This is a genomic window from Streptomyces sp. NPDC040410, from assembly GCF_055595715.1.
Map to the genome: position 1 here is coordinate 444,867 of NZ_JBVIVK010000001.1, position 19,813 is coordinate 464,679.

At 71.8% G+C, this 19,813-nt stretch carries 18 protein-coding genes and 3 pseudogenes; 9 read left to right on the plus strand and 12 right to left on the minus strand.

Annotated features, from left to right (window positions below):
• Nucleotide 1: 1 nt before the first annotated feature.
• Nucleotides 2-244 (minus strand): annotated as a pseudogene (locus ACZ562_RS01975) (saccharopine dehydrogenase); the annotation flags it as partial.
• Nucleotides 245-266: 22 nt separating this feature from the next.
• Nucleotides 267-926, minus strand: a complete 660-nt coding sequence (gene ribA / locus ACZ562_RS01980) for a GTP cyclohydrolase II (protein ID WP_471173167.1) — start codon at nt 924-926, stop codon at nt 267-269.
• A gap of 38 nt (nt 927-964) precedes the next feature.
• Here ribA and ACZ562_RS01985 point away from each other — a divergent pair, with 38 nt between their 5' ends.
• Nucleotides 965-1,735, plus strand: coding sequence for a creatininase family protein (locus ACZ562_RS01985; RefSeq protein WP_471173170.1), 771 nt, complete (start codon nt 965-967; stop codon nt 1,733-1,735).
• A gap of 164 nt (nt 1,736-1,899) precedes the next feature.
• Here the strand turns inward: ACZ562_RS01985 and ACZ562_RS01990 are convergent.
• The 5 genes and pseudogenes from ACZ562_RS01990 to ACZ562_RS02010 form a co-directional block, all read right to left on the minus strand.
• Nucleotides 1,900-3,537 (minus strand): annotated as a pseudogene (locus tag ACZ562_RS01990) (lysylphosphatidylglycerol synthase domain-containing protein); the annotation flags it as partial.
• The gene (locus ACZ562_RS01995) at nt 3,534-4,526 is read right to left on the minus strand and encodes a class I SAM-dependent methyltransferase (RefSeq protein WP_471173172.1); all 993 of its coding nucleotides are present in this window, start codon (nt 4,524-4,526) and stop codon (nt 3,534-3,536) included. The pseudogene ACZ562_RS01990 and the gene ACZ562_RS01995, both read right to left, overlap by 4 nt.
• Nucleotides 4,523-5,713 carry a glycosyltransferase family 4 protein gene (locus ACZ562_RS02000; RefSeq protein WP_471173174.1) on the minus strand — a complete coding sequence of 397 codons (1,191 nt, stop codon included), beginning with the start codon at nt 5,711-5,713 and terminating at the stop codon, nt 4,523-4,525. The genes ACZ562_RS01995 and ACZ562_RS02000 overlap by 4 nt, the downstream gene beginning before the upstream one ends.
• The gene (locus tag ACZ562_RS02005) at nt 5,710-6,108 is read right to left on the minus strand and encodes a 6-pyruvoyl trahydropterin synthase family protein (RefSeq protein ID WP_030662610.1); all 399 of its coding nucleotides are present in this window, start codon (nt 6,106-6,108) and stop codon (nt 5,710-5,712) included. The genes ACZ562_RS02000 and ACZ562_RS02005 overlap by 4 nt, the downstream gene beginning before the upstream one ends.
• Before the next feature lie 205 nt (nt 6,109-6,313).
• Nucleotides 6,314-7,297 carry a zinc-dependent alcohol dehydrogenase gene (locus ACZ562_RS02010; RefSeq protein WP_471173176.1) on the minus strand — a complete coding sequence of 328 codons (984 nt, stop codon included), beginning with the start codon at nt 7,295-7,297 and terminating at the stop codon, nt 6,314-6,316.
• A gap of 108 nt (nt 7,298-7,405) precedes the next feature.
• On the opposite strand from ACZ562_RS02010, the gene ACZ562_RS02015 reads away from it, so the two are divergent.
• From ACZ562_RS02015 to ACZ562_RS02050, 8 genes are all read left to right on the plus strand, one after another.
• Entirely contained in the window at nt 7,406-8,188 is a 783-nt protein-coding gene (locus ACZ562_RS02015; RefSeq protein ID WP_471173954.1) for a CDP-alcohol phosphatidyltransferase family protein, read from the plus strand.
• A gap of 171 nt (nt 8,189-8,359) precedes the next feature.
• Nucleotides 8,360-9,322, plus strand: a complete 963-nt coding sequence (locus ACZ562_RS02020; RefSeq protein WP_471173178.1) for an ATP-binding protein — start codon at nt 8,360-8,362, stop codon at nt 9,320-9,322.
• Between the two features lie 73 nt (nt 9,323-9,395).
• Nucleotides 9,396-9,788 (plus strand): SCO5389 family protein, encoded by a 393-nt coding sequence (locus ACZ562_RS02025; RefSeq protein ID WP_471173180.1) that lies wholly within the window; start codon nt 9,396-9,398, stop codon nt 9,786-9,788.
• Nucleotides 9,789-9,953: 165 nt separating this feature from the next.
• On the plus strand, nt 9,954-10,310 hold the full coding sequence (locus ACZ562_RS02030) for a PRC-barrel domain-containing protein (RefSeq protein ID WP_471173184.1): 357 nt from the start codon (nt 9,954-9,956) through the stop codon (nt 10,308-10,310).
• A 319-nt stretch (nt 10,311-10,629) separates the two neighbouring features.
• Nucleotides 10,630-10,833 carry a cold-shock protein gene (locus tag ACZ562_RS02035; protein ID WP_033530389.1) on the plus strand — a complete coding sequence of 68 codons (204 nt, stop codon included), beginning with the start codon at nt 10,630-10,632 and terminating at the stop codon, nt 10,831-10,833.
• 217 nt (nt 10,834-11,050) lie between these two features.
• Nucleotides 11,051-12,571, plus strand: a complete 1,521-nt coding sequence (locus ACZ562_RS02040; protein WP_471173189.1) for a DEAD/DEAH box helicase — start codon at nt 11,051-11,053, stop codon at nt 12,569-12,571.
• Nucleotides 12,572-12,629: 58 nt separating this feature from the next.
• Nucleotides 12,630-12,929: a CBS domain-containing protein gene (locus tag ACZ562_RS02045; protein ID WP_471173956.1), complete on the plus strand. Its 300-nt coding sequence runs from the start codon at nt 12,630-12,632 to the stop codon at nt 12,927-12,929.
• 6 nt (nt 12,930-12,935) lie between these two features.
• The gene (locus ACZ562_RS02050; RefSeq protein ID WP_471173191.1) at nt 12,936-13,250 is read left to right on the plus strand and encodes an SCO5918 family protein; all 315 of its coding nucleotides are present in this window, start codon (nt 12,936-12,938) and stop codon (nt 13,248-13,250) included.
• Nucleotides 13,251-13,322: 72 nt separating this feature from the next.
• Here ACZ562_RS02050 and ACZ562_RS02055 read toward each other — a convergent pair whose 3' ends face one another.
• The 5 genes and pseudogenes from ACZ562_RS02055 to ACZ562_RS02075 all read right to left on the minus strand — a co-directional run bounded on the left by ACZ562_RS02055 (nt 13,323) and on the right by ACZ562_RS02075 (nt 19,490).
• Nucleotides 13,323-13,697: a hypothetical protein gene (locus tag ACZ562_RS02055; RefSeq protein ID WP_471173193.1), complete on the minus strand. Its 375-nt coding sequence runs from the start codon at nt 13,695-13,697 to the stop codon at nt 13,323-13,325.
• Between the two features lie 190 nt (nt 13,698-13,887).
• Nucleotides 13,888-14,225 (minus strand): annotated as a pseudogene (locus ACZ562_RS02060) (family 1 glycosylhydrolase); the annotation flags it as partial.
• Nucleotides 14,226-14,401: 176 nt separating this feature from the next.
• A complete protein-coding gene (fusA, locus tag ACZ562_RS02065) occupies nt 14,402-16,525 on the minus strand; it encodes an elongation factor G (RefSeq protein WP_471173196.1) in 2,124 nt (707 codons plus the stop codon).
• A gap of 121 nt (nt 16,526-16,646) precedes the next feature.
• Nucleotides 16,647-16,796 carry a hypothetical protein gene (locus tag ACZ562_RS02070; RefSeq protein WP_471173198.1) on the minus strand — a complete coding sequence of 50 codons (150 nt, stop codon included), beginning with the start codon at nt 16,794-16,796 and terminating at the stop codon, nt 16,647-16,649.
• Nucleotides 16,797-17,117: 321 nt separating this feature from the next.
• Nucleotides 17,118-19,490, minus strand: a complete 2,373-nt coding sequence (locus ACZ562_RS02075; RefSeq protein WP_471173201.1) for a glycoside hydrolase family 65 protein — start codon at nt 19,488-19,490, stop codon at nt 17,118-17,120.
• Between the last annotated feature and the right edge of the window lie 323 nt (nt 19,491-19,813).

The window sequence follows — 19,813 nt, forward strand, 5'->3', positions numbered from 1 at the left end:
GCTACCGGTCGACTCGCAGGGTGAAGTCGCCTCCCTCGCCGGCGAGTTCGCGCAGCCACACCTCGGACCGCGCCGCCTCGGCGGCCCGGTTCAGGCCCGGCGGCAGCCAGCCGTCCAGAGTGTGCCGGACGCCGAGGGCGAGCGTGCGGGAGACACAGCGGGCCATCGCGCTCTCCTCCGCGTCCCCCACCGGGTCGAGCGGATGGCTGCCCGACCACGTCCGCCCGGCACGCACATGCAGCGCCGATGGGGGGAGACTCCCCCGGTCAGGACCAGTGCGCCACCGCGTCCAGATGGGGCAGGTGGTGGTCGAGCCGCTCCCGCTTGGTGCGCAGATAGGTGATGTTGTTCTCGCACGGCGGGATCAGCAGCGGCACCGTCTCGGTGACCTCGATGCCGTGCCGCGTCAACGCCTCGCGCTTGCGCGGGTTGTTCGACATCAGGCGGACGGACTGCACTCCCAGGTCGTGCAGCATCCCGGCGGCGACGCCGTAGTCGCGGGAGTCCACCGGCAGGCCGAGCGCGAGGTTCGCCTCGACGGTGTCGAGTCCCTCCGCCTGCAGGGCCATCGCGCGCAGCTTGGCGAGCAGACCGATGCCGCGGCCCTCGTGGCCCCTCAAGTAGACGACGATGCCGCTGCCTTCGGCGACGACCGCGCGCAGGGCGGCGGCGAGCTGGTCGCCGCACTCGCAGTGCTGGGAGCCGAACGCGTCACCGGTCAGGCACTCGGAATGCAGCCGGGTGAGAACTCCCTCGGTGCCGATGTCACCGTAAACCAGTGCCACTTGCTCGTCGCCGCGGTCGTGGTCCAGGTAACCGACCGCCTCGAATTTCCCGTACACGGTGGGCAGCGGGGCATTCACAACGCGTTCGACACCCGTCCGCTGCGGTGACTTCTTGCCGAGTACACCGATTTTTTCTGTCATGATCTGGTTCCTAAGCAGAGACGAAAGGCCGTGAAGAAATGAGTGGTTCACCAATGCGGTCGGCGGCACACGGTACGTTGCCGGCGGACACCACGGAAGACGTACGGGCGCGAGGTGCCGGTGTCTCCCGGCAGGTCGCGGTCCTGCCCGTCGGGAGCTTCGAGCAGCACGGCCCGTACCTTCCGCTGGCGACGGACACGCTCGTCGCCTGTGCCATTGCCCGGGAGATCGCCGCGGCGTACCCGGTGCACCTCCTCCCTCCGGTGACGGTCTCCTGCTCGCACGAGCACGCGGCCTGGCCGGGGACCGTCAGCATCTCCTCAGTGACCCTTCACGCGGTCGTACGGGACATAGCGGCTTCGCTCCGCCGCTCCGGCGTCGACTGCCTGGTGGTGGTCAACGGGCACGGCGGCAACTACGTACTGGGCAACGTCGTTCAGGAATCCTCCGCCCGCGGCGAGCGGATGGCACTGTTCCCGGCCGTGGAGGACTGGGAAGCGGCGCGCGAGCGGGCGGGGGTGGCCACCTCGCTGCTCACCGACATGCACGCGGGGGAAATTGAGACCTCCATCCTTTTGCACACTCATCCCGAATTGATCCGACCGGGACATGAGACATCCGACTTCGTCGCGGACGACCGGCGCCATCTGCTCTCCCTCGGTATGTCCGCCTATACCGATTCGGGTGTCATCGGCCGTCCTTCGCTGGGTTCGGCGGAAAAGGGGAAGGAACTGCTGGCGAGCCTGACGGATTCCTTCGGCGGGTATTTGTCATTGCTCACCTCGGGGGACGATTCCGGGCGGAAGTAGGCGGCGTCGGCCGCGGGCCGGGCCTCCGGGGCCGGCACGTCCGTCCCGGAACCGGGGCGCAGGCCCGTGTACCAGCGGGCGACCAGGACGAGGGCGCCCGGCAGGCTCGCCGCGAAGCTGAGCACGCCGTACACGACGGCGACGGCCAGTCCGCTGCTCGCGCCGAGGCCCGCGGCGCCGAACGCCCAGGCGGTGACGCCCTCGCGGGGGCCGAAGCCGCCGACGTTCAGCGGCAGCCCCATCGCGAGCAGGGCGAGGACGGCCAGCGGGATCAGTACGGCGACGGAGGCGCCGGATCCGGCGACCCGGGCGGCGAGGACGAACATGCCGATGTGCCCGGCCAGGACTACGACGGACGACAGGGCGACACCCGGGCCGTTCCGGCGGGACAGCAGGCTCTCGCGTGCTTCGGCGAGAGTGGCGCGCAGGGCCCGTTTCCGGCGGGAGGGGGCGGCCCGGTTCCTCCGCAGGGCGGGCACGACGGCGAGGGCGCCCAGCGCGGCGAGGCAGGCGAGCGGGGCGAGCTGCCGGGCCTCGCCGAGCACGGGGGACGGCATGGTCAGCAGTACCGCCGCGCCGACGAGGGCCAGCGCGATCTGCCCCGCGGCCCGCTCCAGGACGACCGAGCGGACGCCCCGGCCGAGGTCACCGGCGCTCTGCCCGTGCCGCACGGCCCGGTGCACGTCACCGAGGACGCCGCCGGGCAGGGCCGCGTTCAGGAACAGGGCGCGGTAGTAGTCGGCGACGGCCGGGCCCAGCGGGAGCCGGATCCGCAGCCCGCGGGCCACCAGCTGCCACCGCCAGGCGCTGAACACGGTGGTGACGAGGCCGATCGCCAGCGCCGCCGCAAGGGTCGCGCTGTCGATCCGCCGCAGCCCGTCCAGGAAGACGCCGGTCCCGAGACGCCAGAGCAGCACCGCGAGTATGGCGACGCCGACGGCGGTGCCGAGGTGGGTGCGCAGGGCACGGGAGTTCAGACGGGCCGGGGCGGTCCGCAGGACGACGCGGGCCCGGGAGGCACTCGGGGTGGCTTCGGGGGCAGCGGGCCCGGGCGCGGAAACGACCGCGCCTATCCGGGCTGGGGGGACCGCGGCATCCACCCGTTCGGACGCGCGCACACCGGTCGCGCGCACACCGGCGGGGAGGACCGCAGCGCCCGGCTCGGGACCTACCGCCGTGGCCGGCGCGGAGACCGCGGCACCCGAACGCACCGCGGACGCGCGCACACCAGCGGGCAAGGCCGCAACGGCCGGCGCGGGAACAACCGCCGTGCCCGGCTCAGGCACAACGACAGCGGGCACCTTGGGGACGACCGCCTTGGCCGGCGCGGGAGTAGCCGCCGTGGCCGGCTCAGGCACAACCGCAGCGGGCCCCTTGGGGACGACCGCCTTGGCCGACGCGGAGACCGCGGCACCCGAACACACCGCGGACGCGCGCACACCAGCGGGCAAGGCCGCAACGGCCGGCGCGGGAACAACCGCCGTACCCGGCTCAGGCACAACGACAGCGGGCACCTTGGGGATGACCGCCGTGGCCGGCGCGGGAACAACCGCCGTGCCCGGCTCAGGCACAACCGCCGTGCCCGGCTCAGGCACAACCGCCGTACCCGGCTCAGGCACAACGACAGCGGGCACCTTGGGGATGACCGCCGTGGCCGGCGCGGGAACAACCGCCGTGCCCGGCGCGGGAACAACCGCAGCTGCGGGCGGAGGTACGACCGCCACGCCGGTGGTCTTCCGCCTCTGCCGGGGATGCGTGCCGCGTCGCGGCACGACCCACGCCCGCCGCGTCTCCACGCTCATGACTCCCCGCCCGTCGGCCGGGACAGCGCCAGCAGGTCACTGTGGTGGACCACGACGCTCAACTCCCCGGCCTCGCAGGCGGCAAGACGCTCGCGCAGGTAGGACTCGGCGCGCGGTGCGAGCTCCGGACGCTCTTCGACCGCCGCGCCGACCCAGCCGCGCAGCCACTGCGCCGTCAGCGCGGACTCGGCGGGGCCGAGCCGCCAGGGGCTCGGGTTGATCCGTACCGTCGCGCCGCGTTCGGAGAAGGCCTCGCACGCCACGGTGATCGCGTCCGGACCGAGCAGCCCGCCGCGCCGTTGGTGGGCGTTGAACGCCTCGGCGATCTCCGCATCCAGCGGGTCGGTGGGGGTGAGTTCGACGCGTCCGGCGACGGAGAGCGTGAGCAGGGCCGCGCAGCCGGCGCCGGTGCAGGCTGCGGCGAGGGTGTCGATCTCCTCGCGAGTGAGGACGTCGAGGAGTGCGGAGGCCGTCACCAGCGACGCGCCGGCCAGGGCGTCCGGGGTCAGCCGGGCGACGTCACCGCGGCGCGTCTCGACGGTGACCGGGCTGCCGTCGGCGCCGGACCGCGGGGAGGCGACGGCGGCGAAGTGCAGGAGGTAGGGGTCGCGGTCGTGCAGGATCCAGTGCTGCGCGCCGTCCAGTCGGGGGGCGAGCCAGCGGCCCATCGAGCCGGTGCCGCAGCCCAGGTCGTGCACGACCAGCCCGTGGGCCCGGCCGGGGAGGTCGGCGAGCCGGCTGCGGAGCGTGTCGATCAGGTCGGCCGCCCGTGCGGCGGCGTCCGCGCCCTCGCGCAGCTGAAGCCACTCGGGCGCGTAGCGGGGCTGGTCGTCCGGCCCGTCCTCGCGCAGCCGGACGGTGGCCCGCTCGCCGGGCCGGCCGGTGGGGCCGGCGCCGGCGATCACGGTGTCCGTGGACTCGGCGGCGCCCCTGGGGCCGGGCTGCGTCGGAATCTTCCCTGCGCGCTGCGTCATGGTCGGCTTCCTCATACCGCACTCCTGGGTTCGCTCGGCAGCCGGCCCAGTACACCTGCAAGGCTGCGGGCCGTCGTGGCCCAGCCGTCCAGGGCGGCCCGCCGGCTGCGGGCCGCCGCTTTCAGCCGGCGTCGTACGTCCGCCTCGCCGAACCAGCCGCGCAGTTCGGCGGCGAGGGCGGCGGGGTCCTCCGGCGGGACGAGGATGCCGGGAACGCCGCCGTCGGGGGCGCGTCCGACCGCCTCGGACACACCGCCGACGTCGGTGGCCAGCACGGGGACGCCGCGGGCGAGGGCCTCGGTGACCGCCATGCCGTACGTCTCGGCGTAGGAGGCGAGGACCATCAGGTCGGCGGCGGCGTAGCTGGCGTCGAGCTCGGCACCGGCCTGCGGGCCCACAAGGTGGATGCGGTCCGCGAGGCCGTACTTCCTGATGAGGGCCCGCAGACCGGCGACGTACTCCGGATCCTGGGTGATTCCGCCGACGCAGACGCAGCTCCAGGGCAGGTCGGTCACCGTGGCGAGCGCCTCCACCAGCCGGTGCTGTCCCTTGCGCGGGGTCACCGCGGCCACGCACAGCAGCCGGGAGACGCCGTCGGTGCCGGAGGCGGGGGGCGCGATGTCGGCGCCGGGGGCGGCGGCATGGACCCGGTCGGGGGCGAGGCCGTGGTGGGAGACGAGGCGGCGGACCGCCCAGTCACTGGTGGCGATCACGGCGGGCACGGCGCGCAGCACCGCGCGTTCCCGGGCGTCCAGCTCGGCGGCGACGGACGGCTCGAGTCCCGTCTCGTCAGCGAGCGGCAGGTGGACGAGGACGGCCAGGCGCAGGCGTTCCGCCTCCGGAACGACGATCTCGGGGACGCCGCAGGCGACCAGCCCGTCCAGGAGAACGGTCGTGCCGTCCGGCAACTCACGCAGCGTGCGCGCGAGTTCCGTACGGGCGGACTCGACCGGCCGGGGCCAGTCGCCCGCGACGAGGTGCGTGTGGACCTGCCAGCCGAAGCCGGGCAGGTCCAGACACACCCGCCGGTCGTAGGCGTTGCCGCCGCTGGGCGCGGTCGTGTCGTCGACTCCGCCCGGCATGACGAAGTGCACGGAGCGCAGGGACATGGGGATGATCTCGGCGTTCTTGAGGGCGGAGTGCTGCACGGGCACGTAGCCGAGTGTCGGCTTCTCCACCTTTTCGAGGGTCACGTCGGTCACAGCGCACGCTCGTAACTCGCCCAGGCGACGTGCGACTCGTGCAGGGTGACGGTGAGGCCGGCCAGGCCCTTGGCGCCCTCGCCGAGGGCGCCCTTGTGGACGCGTTCGGCGAGGCGGTCGGCGATGACCTTGGCCAGGAACTCGGTGGAGGTGTTGATGCCGGCGAAGTCGGGCTCGTTGTCGAGGTTTCTGTAGTTCAGCTCGCTGACGACGGCGCCGAGTTCCTGGGTGGCCAGTCCGATGTCGACGACGATGTTGTCGTCGTCCAGCTGCTCGCGCCGGAAGGTGGCGTCCACCAGGAACGTCGCTCCGTGCAGGCGCTGCGCGGGCCCGAAGACCTCGCCGCGGAAGCTGTGGGCGATCATGATGTGATCGCGGACGGTGATGCTGAACAACGGACGACCCTCCAGGTGCGGCGCGTCTGATCCCCCAGCTGATCGCTGCGGGGATGCCGTGTAGTACGGCTCTTCGCTTCCCCGTGTTCAGCCGCCTCTCACTCTTTTCTCAGGTCAGGCGCTCTTGTCGTACGGGATTGAACGGGTGTGTCGGTCGGTGCGGTCGCGACGGGTGGGTCAGTCGGTGCGGTTGGTGACGGGTGGGTCAGTCCGTACGGCCGTACCGGACCCGGTGACACAGCGCGGGGATCTCCCCGGAGGCGAGACGCGGCAGCACGTCGGGCAGTTCCTCGAAGGCGCACTCGCCGGTGACGAGGGCGTCGAGGGCCGGGTCGGCGAGCAGGTCGAGGGCGAGGGCGAGCCGGTCGGCGTAGGTGCGGCTGGAGCGGCGGGCCGGGGACACGCTGCCGACCTGGCTGCTGCGGAGGACGAGGCGGCGGGAGTGGAAGGCCTCGCCGAGCGGAAGGCTGACCCGCCGGTCGCCGTACCAGCTCAGTTCGAGGACCGTGCCCTCGGCGGTGAGGAGGTCGAGGGAGCGGGCGAGTCCCTGTTCGGTGGCGCTGGCATGGACGACGAGGTCGCACTCGCCGAGGGCGTCCTCGGGCGCGGCGAAGGCGACGCCGAGGGCCTCGGCGGTCTCGGCGCGTGCCGGGTCGGCGTCCACCAACTGGACGCGGACGCCCGGGAAGCGGGCCAGCAGGGCGGCCACCGAGCAGCCGACCATGCCGCCACCGACCACCGCGATCCGGTCGCCGACCAGGGGCGCAGCGTCCCACAGGGCGTTCACGGCGGTCTCGACGGTGCCGGCGAGGACGGCTCGCTCGGCGGGCAGGCCGGACGGCAGAGGTGTCACGGCGCTCGCCGGGACGACGTAACGGGTCTGGTGCGGATACAGACAGAAGACATTCCGACCCACCAGCGTCTCCGGTCCCTCCTCCACCACCCCGACATTGAGGTAGCCGTACTTCACCGGAGCGGGGAAGTCGCCTTCCTGGAACGGCGCCCGCATGACCGCGTGCTGGCTCTCGGGCACCCCGCCGCGGAAGACGAGGGTCTCCGTGCCGCGGCTGACCCCGGACCACAGCGTGCGGACGAGGACCTCGCCCTCGCCGGAGTCCGGCAGGGCGATGTCACGGATCTCGCCCTGACCGGGCGAGCCGATCCAGAACGCGCGTGCGGTGCGCTTCATCGGCATCCTCCTGAACGTTCGGGAAGTTGTTCACGTACCGAGGTGTGCACAGGTCGCGCACAGTACGCGGCCTTGATCGACTCTGTCACCTGGCCGGAGGAATGTGCGGTGGCCCTGAACAACACTTACGACGCGAGGCTGGTCCAGCAGGAGACCGCTGTGGGAGCGGGCGTTCAGATCCTGTTGCTGGCCCTGCTCGGTTCGGCGATCGGCATGGGGCCGGCGGGCTGGCTGACCGGCCTCGCCTTCGCCGCCGCAACCTGGGCGGTGCTCTCGAGGGCGCTGCACCGGACCCGGCCGCGCTCCTTCGGTCCCGCGAACAGAGTGACCCTCGGCCGGGCGACTCTGGTCGGGGGTGTGACGGCGCTGGTCGCCGACTCCTTCCAGAGCTCACCGCCGGTGACGCTCTTCGTGGGCCTGACGGCGGTGGCCCTGATCCTCGACGGCGTCGACGGCAAGGTCGCCCGCGCCACCGGCACGTCCACCCCGCTGGGCGCGCGCTTCGACATGGAGGTCGACGCGTTCCTCATCCTGGTGCTCAGCGTGTACGTCTCGATGTCGCTGGGTCCGTGGGTCCTGCTGATCGGCGCCATGCGCTACGTCTTCGTCGCCGCGGCCCGCGCCCTGCCCTGGCTGAACGCCCCGCTCCCGCCGAGCACGGCCCGCAAGACGGTGGCCGCGACGCAGGGCGTCTTCCTTTCCCTGGCCGCCTCGGGTTTCCTGCCGTACGCGGGGACCTTCGGGGTCGTCGCCGCGGCGCTGGCCGCGCTGGTCTGGTCGTTCGGCCGCGACATCCTGTGGCTGTGGCGGACGTCCCGCACGGAAGAGGCCCTGGTGGCGGAGGTACTGGAAATGAAGCCGGCGCCGGAGCGCGAGCCGGTGGCGTCCTGAGCGGTCCCGCTGCGCGGCACCGACCAGATCGCGCGGCCGTACGACGGCGGCCATGACGAGCCGGGCAAGATGATCACTCCTCGGTCTCCTCGATTTGACAGAGCTCGCAGCTGCCCCTGAATCTTCCCACATGACATTCATTTTCAAAAAGTCTGAAGTGGCGGAGCGGTAGTGCGCGTCGCGTTCGTCGGCAAGGGCGGCAGCGGCAAGACCACCCTGTCGGCGCTGTTCTCCCGCCAGTTGGCGCGTTCCGGCGCGCCCGTGCTCGCCATCGACGGCGACATCAACCAGCACCTGGCCGAGGCGCTGGGCCACGACGACGAGGAACACCACCTGGACGCGCCTCCCCTGGGCGCACGGCTGAACCAGATCAAGGAATTCCTCCGCGGCGCCAACCCGCGCATCCCCTCCGCCGAGGCGATGATCAAGACCACCCCGCCCGGACGCGGCTCACGTCTGCTGCGCCTGCTCGGCGACGACGAGGTGCACGCGCGGCACGTCCGCCGCGTGGGCGGCGTACCGCTGATGGTGACGGGCGAGTTCGACGAGAGCGACCTCGGGGTGGCCTGCTACCACTCCAAGCTCGGCGCGGTCGAGCTCTACCTCGGCCATCTGGTCGACGGCCCCGGCGAGTACGTGGTGGTCGACATGACGGCGGGCGCGGACGCCTTCGCCTCGGGCCTGTTCACGCGTTTCGACCTCACGTTCCTGGTGGCAGAGCCCACCCGCAAGGGCGTCTCGGTGTATCGCCAGTACCGGGACCACGCACGGGAGTTCGGCATCCGGATCGCCGTGGTCGGCAACAAGGTGACCGGCGAGGACGACCTGCTCTTCCTCAAGGAGCACGTCGGCGACGACCTCCTCACCCACCTGGTGCACTCCCCCTGGGTGCGCTCGGCCGAACAGGGCCGCCCGGAGGGCGGCTTGGACACCCTGGAGCCGCACAACCGGAACGCCCTGGACATCATGCGCGAGGCGGTCGACACCCACCCCAAGGACTGGCCGGGACTCCACCGCCACGCCGTCGAGTTCCATCTGCGCAACGCCCGGGCGTGGGCGGACAAGGCGACGGGCCTGGACCTGGCCGGCCAGGTGGACCCGGACTTCGTACCGGGCCCGGCCGCACTGAACTGACAGAACCGCCCCTTCCTTTCCCTTCACCTCGCTTCACCTCGCTTCACCTCGCTACCGGACAGGAACCCCTCACATGTCTCTCGACGTCTCCCCGAAGCTCCTCGCCGAAGCCGAGAACGGCGGCATCCGCGAGGAGGACTTCGTGGCTACCGTCCGCACGTCCCTCCCGTACGCCTACGACCTCATCGCCTCTCTGGCCGCCGAACTGCACGAGGGCAAGGCCGAGTTCACCGACAACCAGACCCCTCCGCCGTCCGAGCGGGAACGCGGCCAGCTGCTGCGCGCGCTGGCCAGCGACGCGATCCGCGGCAGCCTGGAACGCCACTTCGCCGTGACCCTCGCCTTCCAGAACTGCCACCGGGTGGCGGCGTTCCGGCCAGGGGCACAGGACGGTGATGCGTTCGCGCGATTCACGTCGGTGCGGTCGCAGGTGCTCAACCAGTCGCCGGAGTTCAGGGACTGCTGACGCCCGACGCCGGCGGGCGCTCGCCGCCCGCCGGACAGGTCCCGCGTCCGGGCACGACGGCACAGGACTTCCGGTCATACGATGGCAAGTGGGCCAGTGCACTCTCACACGCGCTCTCACACCCGGTGACGCGCTGCACCCGCGGCGCGCAGACAGGGAGCAGCCATGATCCGTTCAGCCGACGTCCGCGAGTGGCGCGACCATGAGGTGGTCGACCCGAAAGGGCGCAAGATCGGCATGCTCGAAGCGGTCTACGTGGACACGGCCACGGACGAACCGTCCATGGCCACCGTCCGGACCGGGCTGCCCACCCGCCAGCGACTGGTCTTCGTCCCGCTCGACGAGGCCGTCCTCGGGCCCGGCTATGTCAAGGTCTCCCACGCCAAGGGGGAGGTACGGAAGGCCCCTTCGATCGGGACGGACGACGTACTGCCCGCCGAGCAGGAGGAAGCGGTCTTCCAGCACTACGGCCTGGAGTACCGGCGAGGCGTCGGCGGCGAGCGCAGACTCGCGCGCCGCTGACTTGTCGGACGAGGGAAGCGGACGTGGGTCCGTCGAAGGAGGTCGTGGCGCTGCGGCCGGACGCGCATGACAGCAACACTGCGGTCCGCGCCGAGTAATATCTGTGGCCGCGAGGTGAGAAATCTCCGCGATTTACAACACTATTCCCCCACCGAAAGGGGCGCTTGGGACGATTTTCCGCCCATGGGCGATCGCGCCGTGCTACTGTCGATGCCAGTTGCAGTTGTGGTTGCCAGAAGGTTTTTTCCGACGGGCTGATCATCACGGCGACCGGAGTCCGCACAGGGCGCACTCCGAACACCGCCCCGAAGGAGAAAAAATGGCTACTGGCACCGTAAAGTGGTTCAACGCGGAAAAGGGATTCGGCTTCATCGCGCAGGACGGCGGCGGCGCCGACGTCTTCGCCCACTACTCGAACATCGCCGCCCAGGGTTTCCGCGAGCTACAGGAAGGCCAGAAGGTGTCGTTCGACATCGCGCAGGGCCAGAAGGGCCCGACGGCCGAGAACATCGTTCCCGCCTGACACGGCTGCTGACGCTGCTTAGCTGCTGGGGCCCGCACCTTGGGGTGCGGGCCCCAGCTCGCTGCATTTCAAGTCATCTCCGGGGAAATTCTTCAACCCCATATCCCATGCTCTCGGCGTCGATTCGCCGGAGCATTCGGCTCGTTCTTGCGATTCTCCGCGCTGCTCATTCGCCGCGAGAATTCCTTGGTACGCGCCATATCAAGGAAGGTTCCGCATGAACCGCGCACGTTCGAACGATCGATTCGCCCGAAAGCGCACCGAGAATTCTGGCTCCGGAAAGGGCGGCAGCCGCTCAGGGGCCGCCGCAGGCAACCGCTCCGGTGCTCCGCGCCGCCCCAAGGGACAGGGAAGCCGACAGGCCGCACCGCAGGGTGAGTTCACGCTGCCGGTGACGATCACGCCCGCGCTGCCCGCCGCCGAGTCGTTCGCCGATCTCGCCATGCCGTCGCGGCTGCTGGCCGCTCTCGGCCACGAGGGCGTGACCGTACCGTTCCCGATCCAGGCGGCGACCCTGCCGAACTCTCTCGCCGGTCGTGACGTACTCGGCCGTGGTCGCACGGGGTCCGGCAAGACCCTCGCCTTCGGCCTGGCAGTGCTGGCCCGCACGGCGGGCCGGCGCGCCGAACCACGGGAGCCGCTGGCTCTCGTCCTCGTACCCACCCGCGAGCTCGCTCAGCAGGTCACCGACGCGCTCACCCCGTACGCCCGCTCCCTGCGGCTGCGGCTGGCCACCGTGGTGGGCGGGATGTCGATCGGCAGGCAGGCCAGTGCGCTGCGCGGCGGGGCGGAGGTCGTCGTCGCGACGCCGGGACGGCTCAAGGATCTCATCGACAGGGGCGACTGCCGGCTGGACGACGTCGCCATCACCGTCCTCGACGAGGCCGACCAGATGGCCGACATGGGCTTCATGCCCCAGGTCACGGCCCTGCTCGACCAAGTACGTCCCGAGGGCCAGCGGATGCTCTTCTCGGCCACCCTGGACCGCAACGTGGACCTGCTGGTCCGCCGCTACCTGAGCGACCCGGTGGTCCACTCCGTCGACCCGTCCGCGGGTGCGGTCACCACGATGGAGCACCACATACTCCACGTGCACGACGCGGACAAGCTTCGCACGACCACCGAGATCGCGGCGCGAGACGGCCGGACGATCATGTTCCTGGACACCAAGCACGCGGTGGACCGGCTGACCAAGCACCTGCTGAACAGCGGCGTCCGCGCCGCGGCCCTGCACGGGGGCAAGTCCCAGCCGCAGCGCACACGGACCCTCGCCCAGTTCAAGGACGGGCATGTGACGGTGCTCGTGGCGACCAATGTCGCGGCGCGCGGTATCCACGTCGACAACCTCGACCTGGTCGTCAACGTGGATCCGCCCGGCGACCACAAGGACTACCTGCACCGTGGCGGTCGTACCGCCCGCGCCGGCGAGTCCGGCAGCGTCGTCACCCTGGTGACCCCCGACCAGCGCCGCGACATGAGCCGGCTCACGGCTTCCGCCGGCATCACCCCGCAGATCACCCAAGTACGTTCGGGGGAAGCCGAGTTGAGCCGCATCACGGGCGCCCGGACCCCTTCCGGTGTCCCGGTGGTCATCACCGTGCCGGTCGTGGAACCTCCCCGCCGCGCCACGGCCTCCTCGTCCCGGCGCCGCCGCGGCCGTACCGGCCAGGGCCGGCCGGCCGGCGAAGCGGCACGTGGCAGGACACGGCGCCAGTCCGCCTTCGACCCGGCGGCCTGAGGCCATCGTGACCAGAACGCTCACTCACTGTGCAGGAGGCACCTTGACACTGGTTCAGATGCATCAACGGCGGGCGACTGCCGCCCTCACGACCGGGGCCGACGACCTGGACGCGTCCGGACCCCGGGTCTGTGACGACATGACCGTCGAGGTGGCCCTGTCCGTCATGGCAAGTGCCCGAGTCGAGTATCTGCTCCTGTGCGACGCGGACGACCAGTGCACGGGCTCGGTCACCCGAGCCGAACTCGCAGTCCTCCGCGACAGCTCCACGTACACGGACCGGATCCGTCTGCGTGACGTCCTCGGCGGACCGCCGATCCGCCTCGCCCCGGTCAGCCCGCTCTCCCACTCTCTGTGAGGCATCATGCGCTGTGTCATCGCCCGGTACCCGTTCGACCTGACCAAGGACGGAGTGCTGGCCTCGATGAAGGGCGTCACGCCCGAGCCCGTCACGGGTGAGTCAGTGACCGTCGGCCGCCGCCGTTACCCCGTCAAGCAAGTGGGCGAAGTCATCACCCGGCAGGACCGCCGTGACTTCACCGTCGGCGAAGTCACCCGGGCCATGACCCGCCTCGGCTTCACCTGCCACAGCCACCCCGACGCCGCGCCCGTGACCACCCCCACTCCGCTCCAGACCGCGTCGGCACTGCTCGGCAGACCCGCCCCCCAGCACATGTGAGAAGGCGGAAGCCACCACCCGGACAGCCATGAGGGCCCTGCCGACACCCGCCGGCAGGGCCCTCACCGCGTCTCACCGGTCGGAGTAGCTGACATCGCCCACGGTCCAGGCGCTGACATCCTTGATCGCGACACGGTACATCCCGCCCGTCTCGGGGATCCCGAGGCTGCCCTGCAGGATCCGGGCGAGATGAAAATGCAGATGCGTGGGCGCCTCGCGGCGGTCGGGCGGGCCCTCCCGCCGGTCGGGGGTGAAGACTCCGGAGAACGGGCCGAGACGGTCCGAGTCCTTCAGGACCTCCGTCACACGCTGCCGCCACACGGCTTCGGGAGCCAGTCGCCCGGTGATGACGGCGCCTGCCACGACCACCGTCAGCGACATCTGATTGCTTTGCTCGGACTCCACCATGGCGGAGATGGCGACGAGCAACTCGTCTGGCTTCGACATGGAAGTCGATTCTATGCAGTGCCCGTCCGGGCCTGCCCCGACGGGACACCACAAAGAAGGACTCCGCTCCGCTCAGAGGGCGGACAGCGGCGGTATTCGCGCTGCCGACCGCGGCATAGCCGCGCGCCCGCGAGCTCGTCGAACGGGCGCAGTCCCAGCTGATCGTGTGCGCGGGCCGGTCGGGACAGCCTCAGGCCGCGTCCCGCACCCACCCCCGACGCGCTCGGACGACTTCCGCGTACCGATGCCCGGCCCCCTTGATCGTGAGCGCCTGTGCCGGCTGGCCCACGTGGACCAGCCCGAACCGCTTGTCATAGCCGTACGCCCACCCGAAATCGTCCAGCAGCGACCAGGCGACGTAGCCGGCCGGCGGGGCTCCCTTGTTGTTGACGGTGCCGGTCCCGGCGGCCGGGGCCGCGGCGCGGATCGCCTGACCGCCAGGCCATGGCCGAGCAGCAGGTGGCAGGAGGCACGGACCGCGGCGGTCAGGTCCGTCAGGCCCGGGGCCATCGTGCCCTCCAGGTGGCCGGTCCCGGTTCCCCAGCCTGCTGGTCCTCTCGCTCGGCGGAAAGGGCCGACACGAGCACGCCGTCAACGAGACGGGGGCGCCGACGTCCGGCACCGCCACTGTGCCGTCGACCGCGGTGTCGTGTCCGTGAGCCGGGGGCGGCCCCGCCCTGGCGGGGGCGGGGCCGCCGTGCCGGTCACCGTGTCGGCGTGGTGACCGGCGCCGGGGCGTAGCCGGTGGGCCGTGCCGTGAAGGTGCCGCGGCCCTGGGTGCGGCTGCGCAACCGGGTCGCGTAGCCGAACAGTTCGGCCAGCGGCACGGTGGCGGTCACGGCCGCCGAACCCGCCCGCGCGGCCGAGCCGGAGACCCGGCCGCGCCGGGCCGCGAGATCGCCGAGGACGCCGCCGACGGCCTCCTCGGGCACGGTGACCGTGACCTCGACGACCGGTTCCAGCAGGACCATCGCGCAGGCACGCAGGGCTTCCCGCAGGCCCAGCCGGCCCGCCGTGCGGAAGGCCGTCTCGGAGGAGTCCTTCACATGGGTCGCCCCGTCGGTCAGGGTGACGCGCAGCCCGGTCACCGGATGGCCGCCGAGCGGCCCGTCGGCGAGGGCGTCCCGGCAACCGGCCTCCACCGCGCGGACGTACTCCTGCGGCACCCGTCCGCCCACGACGGCAGAGCGGAACTCGAAGCCGGACCGGCCACCGTCCCCGTCCTCCTTGCCCTCCTTGCCCTCCTTGCTCTCCTTGCCCTGCTCGTCCTGCTCATCCCGCTTGTCCCACAGCGGTTCCACGTCAAGGACGACATGGGCGAACTGCCCTGCCCCGCCGTCCTGTTTGACGTGCCGGAACACCAGGCCGGACACCCCGCGGGCGACCGTCTCCCGGTAGGTCACCCGAGGCCGGCCGACGTTGACCTCAAGGCCGTGGGCGCGCCGCAGTTTCTCCACCGCGACCTCCAGGTGCAGTTCGCCCATGCCCGACAGCAGCGTCTGGCCGGTCTCCGGGTCGGTCCGCACGACCAGCGACGGATCCTCCTCGGCAAGCCGCGCCAGCGCCGAGACCAGCCGTTCGCCGTCAGCCCGTCCGTGTGCCTCGACCGCCACGGAGACGACCGGCTCGGCGACACCCGGCGGTTCGAGGACCAGTGGAGCTCCGGGCGCGCACAGCGTCGAGCCCGCGCGGGCGGACTTCAGGCCGACCACGGCCACGATGTCGCCGGCCACCGCCCGCTCCAGTCGCGCATGCCGGTCGGCCTGCACGCGCAGGATCCGGCCGATCCGCTCGGTGCGCCGCGCGCCCGCGTCCCACACCGCGTCTCCCTTCTCCAGCGTTCCCGAATAGACCCGCAGGTACGTCATCCGTCCCGTCGCCGTCGCGTTCACCTTGAACGCCAGTGCCGCGAGCGGGGCCGCCGGGTCGGCGGCACGCTCCTGCTCCGCCCCGTCGTGCGTGCCGCGCACGGCGGGCACGTCGAGCGGGGACGGCAGGTAGGCCACGACGGCGTCGAGCAGCGGCTCGATCCCGCGGTCGCGGTAGGCGGAGCCGCACAGCACCACCAAACCGTCGCCGGTACGGGTGAGGTCCCGCAGCGCGGAGGCGAGGGTCCCCGGTGCGAGCGTCGAGCGCTCGCAGAACTCCTCCAGCGCGGCCGGGTGAAGCTCCGCCACCGCCTCCTCCAGGAGTCGGCGGCGCCGCTCCGCCTCGTCGCGCAGCTCCTCCGGTACGGCGCCTTCCTCGGCGGTGTCGCTTCCGTCGGCCCAGGTCAGCGCGCGCAGGCGCAGCAGGTCGACGACGCCGGTGAAGCCGTCCTCGCTCCCGATGGGCAGCTGCACGACCAGCGGGGCAGGATGCAGCCGTTCCCGGATGGAGGCGACGGCCGCATCGAGGTCGGCGCCCGCTCGGTCGAGCTTGTTGACGAACGCGATCCTCGGCACGCCGTGCCGGTCGGCCTGCCGCCACACCGACTCGCTCTGCGGTTCCACCCCCGCGACGGCGTCGAACACCGCGACGGCGCCGTCGAGCACGCGCAGCGAGCGCTCCACCTCGTCGGCGAAGTCGACATGGCCCGGGGTGTCGATCAGGTTGATCCGGTGACCGTCCCAGGCACAGCTCACCGCGGCGGCGAAGATGGTGATCCCGCGATCGCGCTCCTGCGGGTCGAAGTCGGTGACGGTCGTGCCGTCGTGCACTTCGCCGCGCCGGTGCGTGGTGCCGGTGGCGTAGAGGATCCGCTCGGTGACGGTGGTCTTGCCGGCGTCGACGTGGGCGAGGATGCCCAGGTTGCGGACGGCGGTGAGGGGGTTCGGGTTGGAGCGCACGGCCCATGGCCTTTCGGTCGTTCGGGAAAACTGGGCGGCGCGATTCCCCGACGATTGACGGACCGTCGACAGGCGTGGCAGAGACCGGTGTCGCCGCACCGGCTCGTGGAGCGCGTCGGCGTCAGGCGTTCGTCGCGGGCATCCGGTACCGGCCGCGCAGCGGGCACCGGACGTACGAGGACACGAGGATCACCTCGTACCGGGAGCGGGGAACGACGACAGCGGTGCGGTCACACACGGCCGGGCTCCCCTCACTCGTCTGACTGGTCATGATGTGCGCGTACCGCCGCGGTGAGAGCGGCGGCGCGGGCTGCGTGGTGAGTGTAGGGAAGCCGGAGGGCGCGGGGCACGGGATTTTTTTCCGATGCGCCTGCGTCTCACTCGTGGGGTGGGACCGCGACGGGGCAGTCGATGTGACGGATCGCCGCGTGCGTGACCGGGCCCGCCTTTCCTCGGGCCCGGTACGGCTCCTTGACCGGCGCCAGGTCGCCGGGGCCGAGGCCGGTCCGGGCGCCGCCGAGTGGCGGCCGGGAGGGGCCGCCGGGTCCTCGCCGGGAACCGTCCGGACCGTGGCCTCGTCGGCGCGCGGCGGTCAGTCCCCGAGCATCAGCCGGTACGTCTCCCCGGGCCGCAGACGGACCTCGCGGTCCGGCAGCCTGACGTCGATCGGGGGGCGGTCGGACGGCGGCACCGCGATCTCCAGCCGTTCGCGCTCCAGCCTCAGCCGTACGCCCCAGTGGCCCTGGTAGCGGATGGCGAACCCGTACGACGACAGCTCCGGCAGCGGCACGGGATCGAGCCACAACGCCCCGCCCCGGGTCTCCAGTCCGGTCAGCCCGCGCTGGACGAGATCGAGGGTGCCGGCCATGGCGCCCAGGTGGATTCCCTCACCGGTGGTGCCGCCCTGCACGTCGGCGATGTCGCCCCGCAGGGCCTCCTGGCAGAACGTCCACGCCTCGGCGCGCCGGGCCCGGGCGAGGACCCAGCCGTGCACCAGGCCGCTGAGCGTGGACCCGTGGCTGGTGCGGTGCAGGTAGTAGTCGAAGGTGCGCCGCCAGACGTCGTCGTCGAGCCGGTGGCCCAGCCTGCCGAAGAGGCCGCGCAGTTCGGCCGGTGAGAAGAGGTAGCCGAGCATGAGTACGTCGGCCTGCTTGGACGCCTTGTAGCGGTTGGCCGTGTCACCCTCCGCCTCCAGGATCCGGTCGAGGCGGCGGATGTCGCCGTACCGCCGCCGGTAGCCGTCCCAGTCGAGCTCGGCGAGGTCGCCGTAGCCCTCGAACTGGCTGATGAGGCCGTCGTGGAAGGGCACGTGGAGGGTGCGGGAGACGTCGTCCCAGCGTGTGAGCTCGCCGTCGTCGACGCCGGTGCGCTCGAGAAGTTCGCGCCGCCGGGGCTCGGGAAGCGCGCGGAGCAGCTCCAGCGTGCGGCTGAGCACCCATGCCGCGGTCACATTGGTGTACGTGTTGTCGTCGAGGCCGGGTTCCCTGGCGTCGGGATATGCGTCGTGGTACTCGTCCGGGCCGACCACGCCCCGGATGCGGTGCCGTCCGAGGCTCTCGTCGTACGTGGCCGAGTCCGCCCAGAAGCGGGCGATCTCCAGCAGCATCTCGGCGCCCTCGGTGTGCAGGAACTCGGCGTCGCCACTGGCCTCGCAGTACTGCCAGACGTTGTACGCGACGGCCGACCCGACGTGGTGCTGGAGCCGTGAGTGGTCGGGCAGCCAGCGCCCGGAACGCGGGTTGAGGTGCAGCTCCTGTGTCTCCTCGCGGCCGTCGCTGCCGCTCTGCCACGGATACAGCGCGCCGCGCCGGCCGACGGCACTCGCCGCGGAACAGGCCTGCTCCAGGCGCCGGTGGCGGTAGTGGAGCAGGGCGCGGGACACCTCGGGGAAGTGCAGGTTCAGGTACGGCAGGACGAACAGCTCGTCCCAGAAGACATGGCCGCGGTAGGCCTCGCCGTGCAGTCCCCGGGCAGGGACGCCGACGTCGAGGTCGGCGGTGTGCGGCGAGAGGGTCTGCAGCACGTGGAACAGGTGCAGCCGCAGGATGCGGCCCGCCTCGCCGGGGACGTCGAGGCGGGCTCGGAGCGAGAGCTGCTCCCAGGCGGTGAGGTGCGACTCGAGCAGCTCGTCGAAGCCGGGTGCCCGGCCCGCCCGGTCGACCGCGGCTTCGAGAGGGTCGCTGATCGCCGGGTCGTGGGACGTGTGCAGGGCGACCGTCTTGTCGACGACCGCGGTACGGCCGGCGGTCAGGTGCAGGTGCACCCGTTGGGTGGCGTACGGCGGCGGAGTGTACGCGGTCAGGACCGGGGCGTCGGCGGTCAGGCGGGCCGCCATGCCGATGCGGATGTCCGACGTGCGGGTGCGGCAGCGCAGCCACACCGTGTCCGGGACGGCGGCGCCGGTGTGCACATGGGTGAGATGGTGACCGTCCAGCTCGCGGTAGCGGGGCACGCCGGAGTTGGTGACACCGCCGTCCAGCGTGGCCTCGACCTCGAGTCCGCCGGAGAATCCCTCGGGCGTGAACTCGGTGCGCAGGGCGGCGAGATGCGGGTCGGCCATGTGCACGAGACGCTGCTGGCGCACGGACAGTGCGCGGCCGTCGCCGAGTGCGTAGCGGGTGCGGCGCTCCAGCAGGCCCGAGGTCAGGTGGAGGACCAGCCGGTGGTCGGCCATCGACGCCGTGTCCGGAGTGAGCCACTGCTGCCCGTCGAGGCGGAAGCGCAGCGGCAGCCAGTTGGGGAGGTTGACCATGTCCTCGTTCTCGACCCGGCGTCCGGAGACGTGCGAAGTGAGCCGGTTGTAGCAGCCGGCCGCGTAGGTGCCCGGGTAGTGCACGTCGTCCGCGGTGCACTCCGGCAGCGCCCCGCGGGTCGCCATGTAGCCGTTGCCCAGCGTGCACAGCGACTCCCGCAGGCGCTCGTCGGCGGGGTCGTAACCCTCGTACTCCCAGGTCCAGGCCGTCACCGCGGTGCTCCTCTCGCGAGTGGTCCGGTGCCAAGGTCACACGTGTTGCGGGACGATCGCCACCGGGCATACCGCCTGGTGCGGCAGCGCGTGCCCCACCCGGCCCGGCTGGAGGCCGAACTGCCCGTGCCGGCGCCGTGCGCCGACGATCAGGCTCCCGGCGAGGTGACTGAAGCCCGGCCGCGGCGGACCGCGCCCGCGCGCGGTGCGCAACTGAGGGGCGGGGCCACCCCTTTCCAGGAAAGCGGACAAACCAGCCCACTGGGCTGAAACGCACGCATTTGAGCGAGGAAAGAGAGAAGCAAAACGAAGAGAAGGAACAA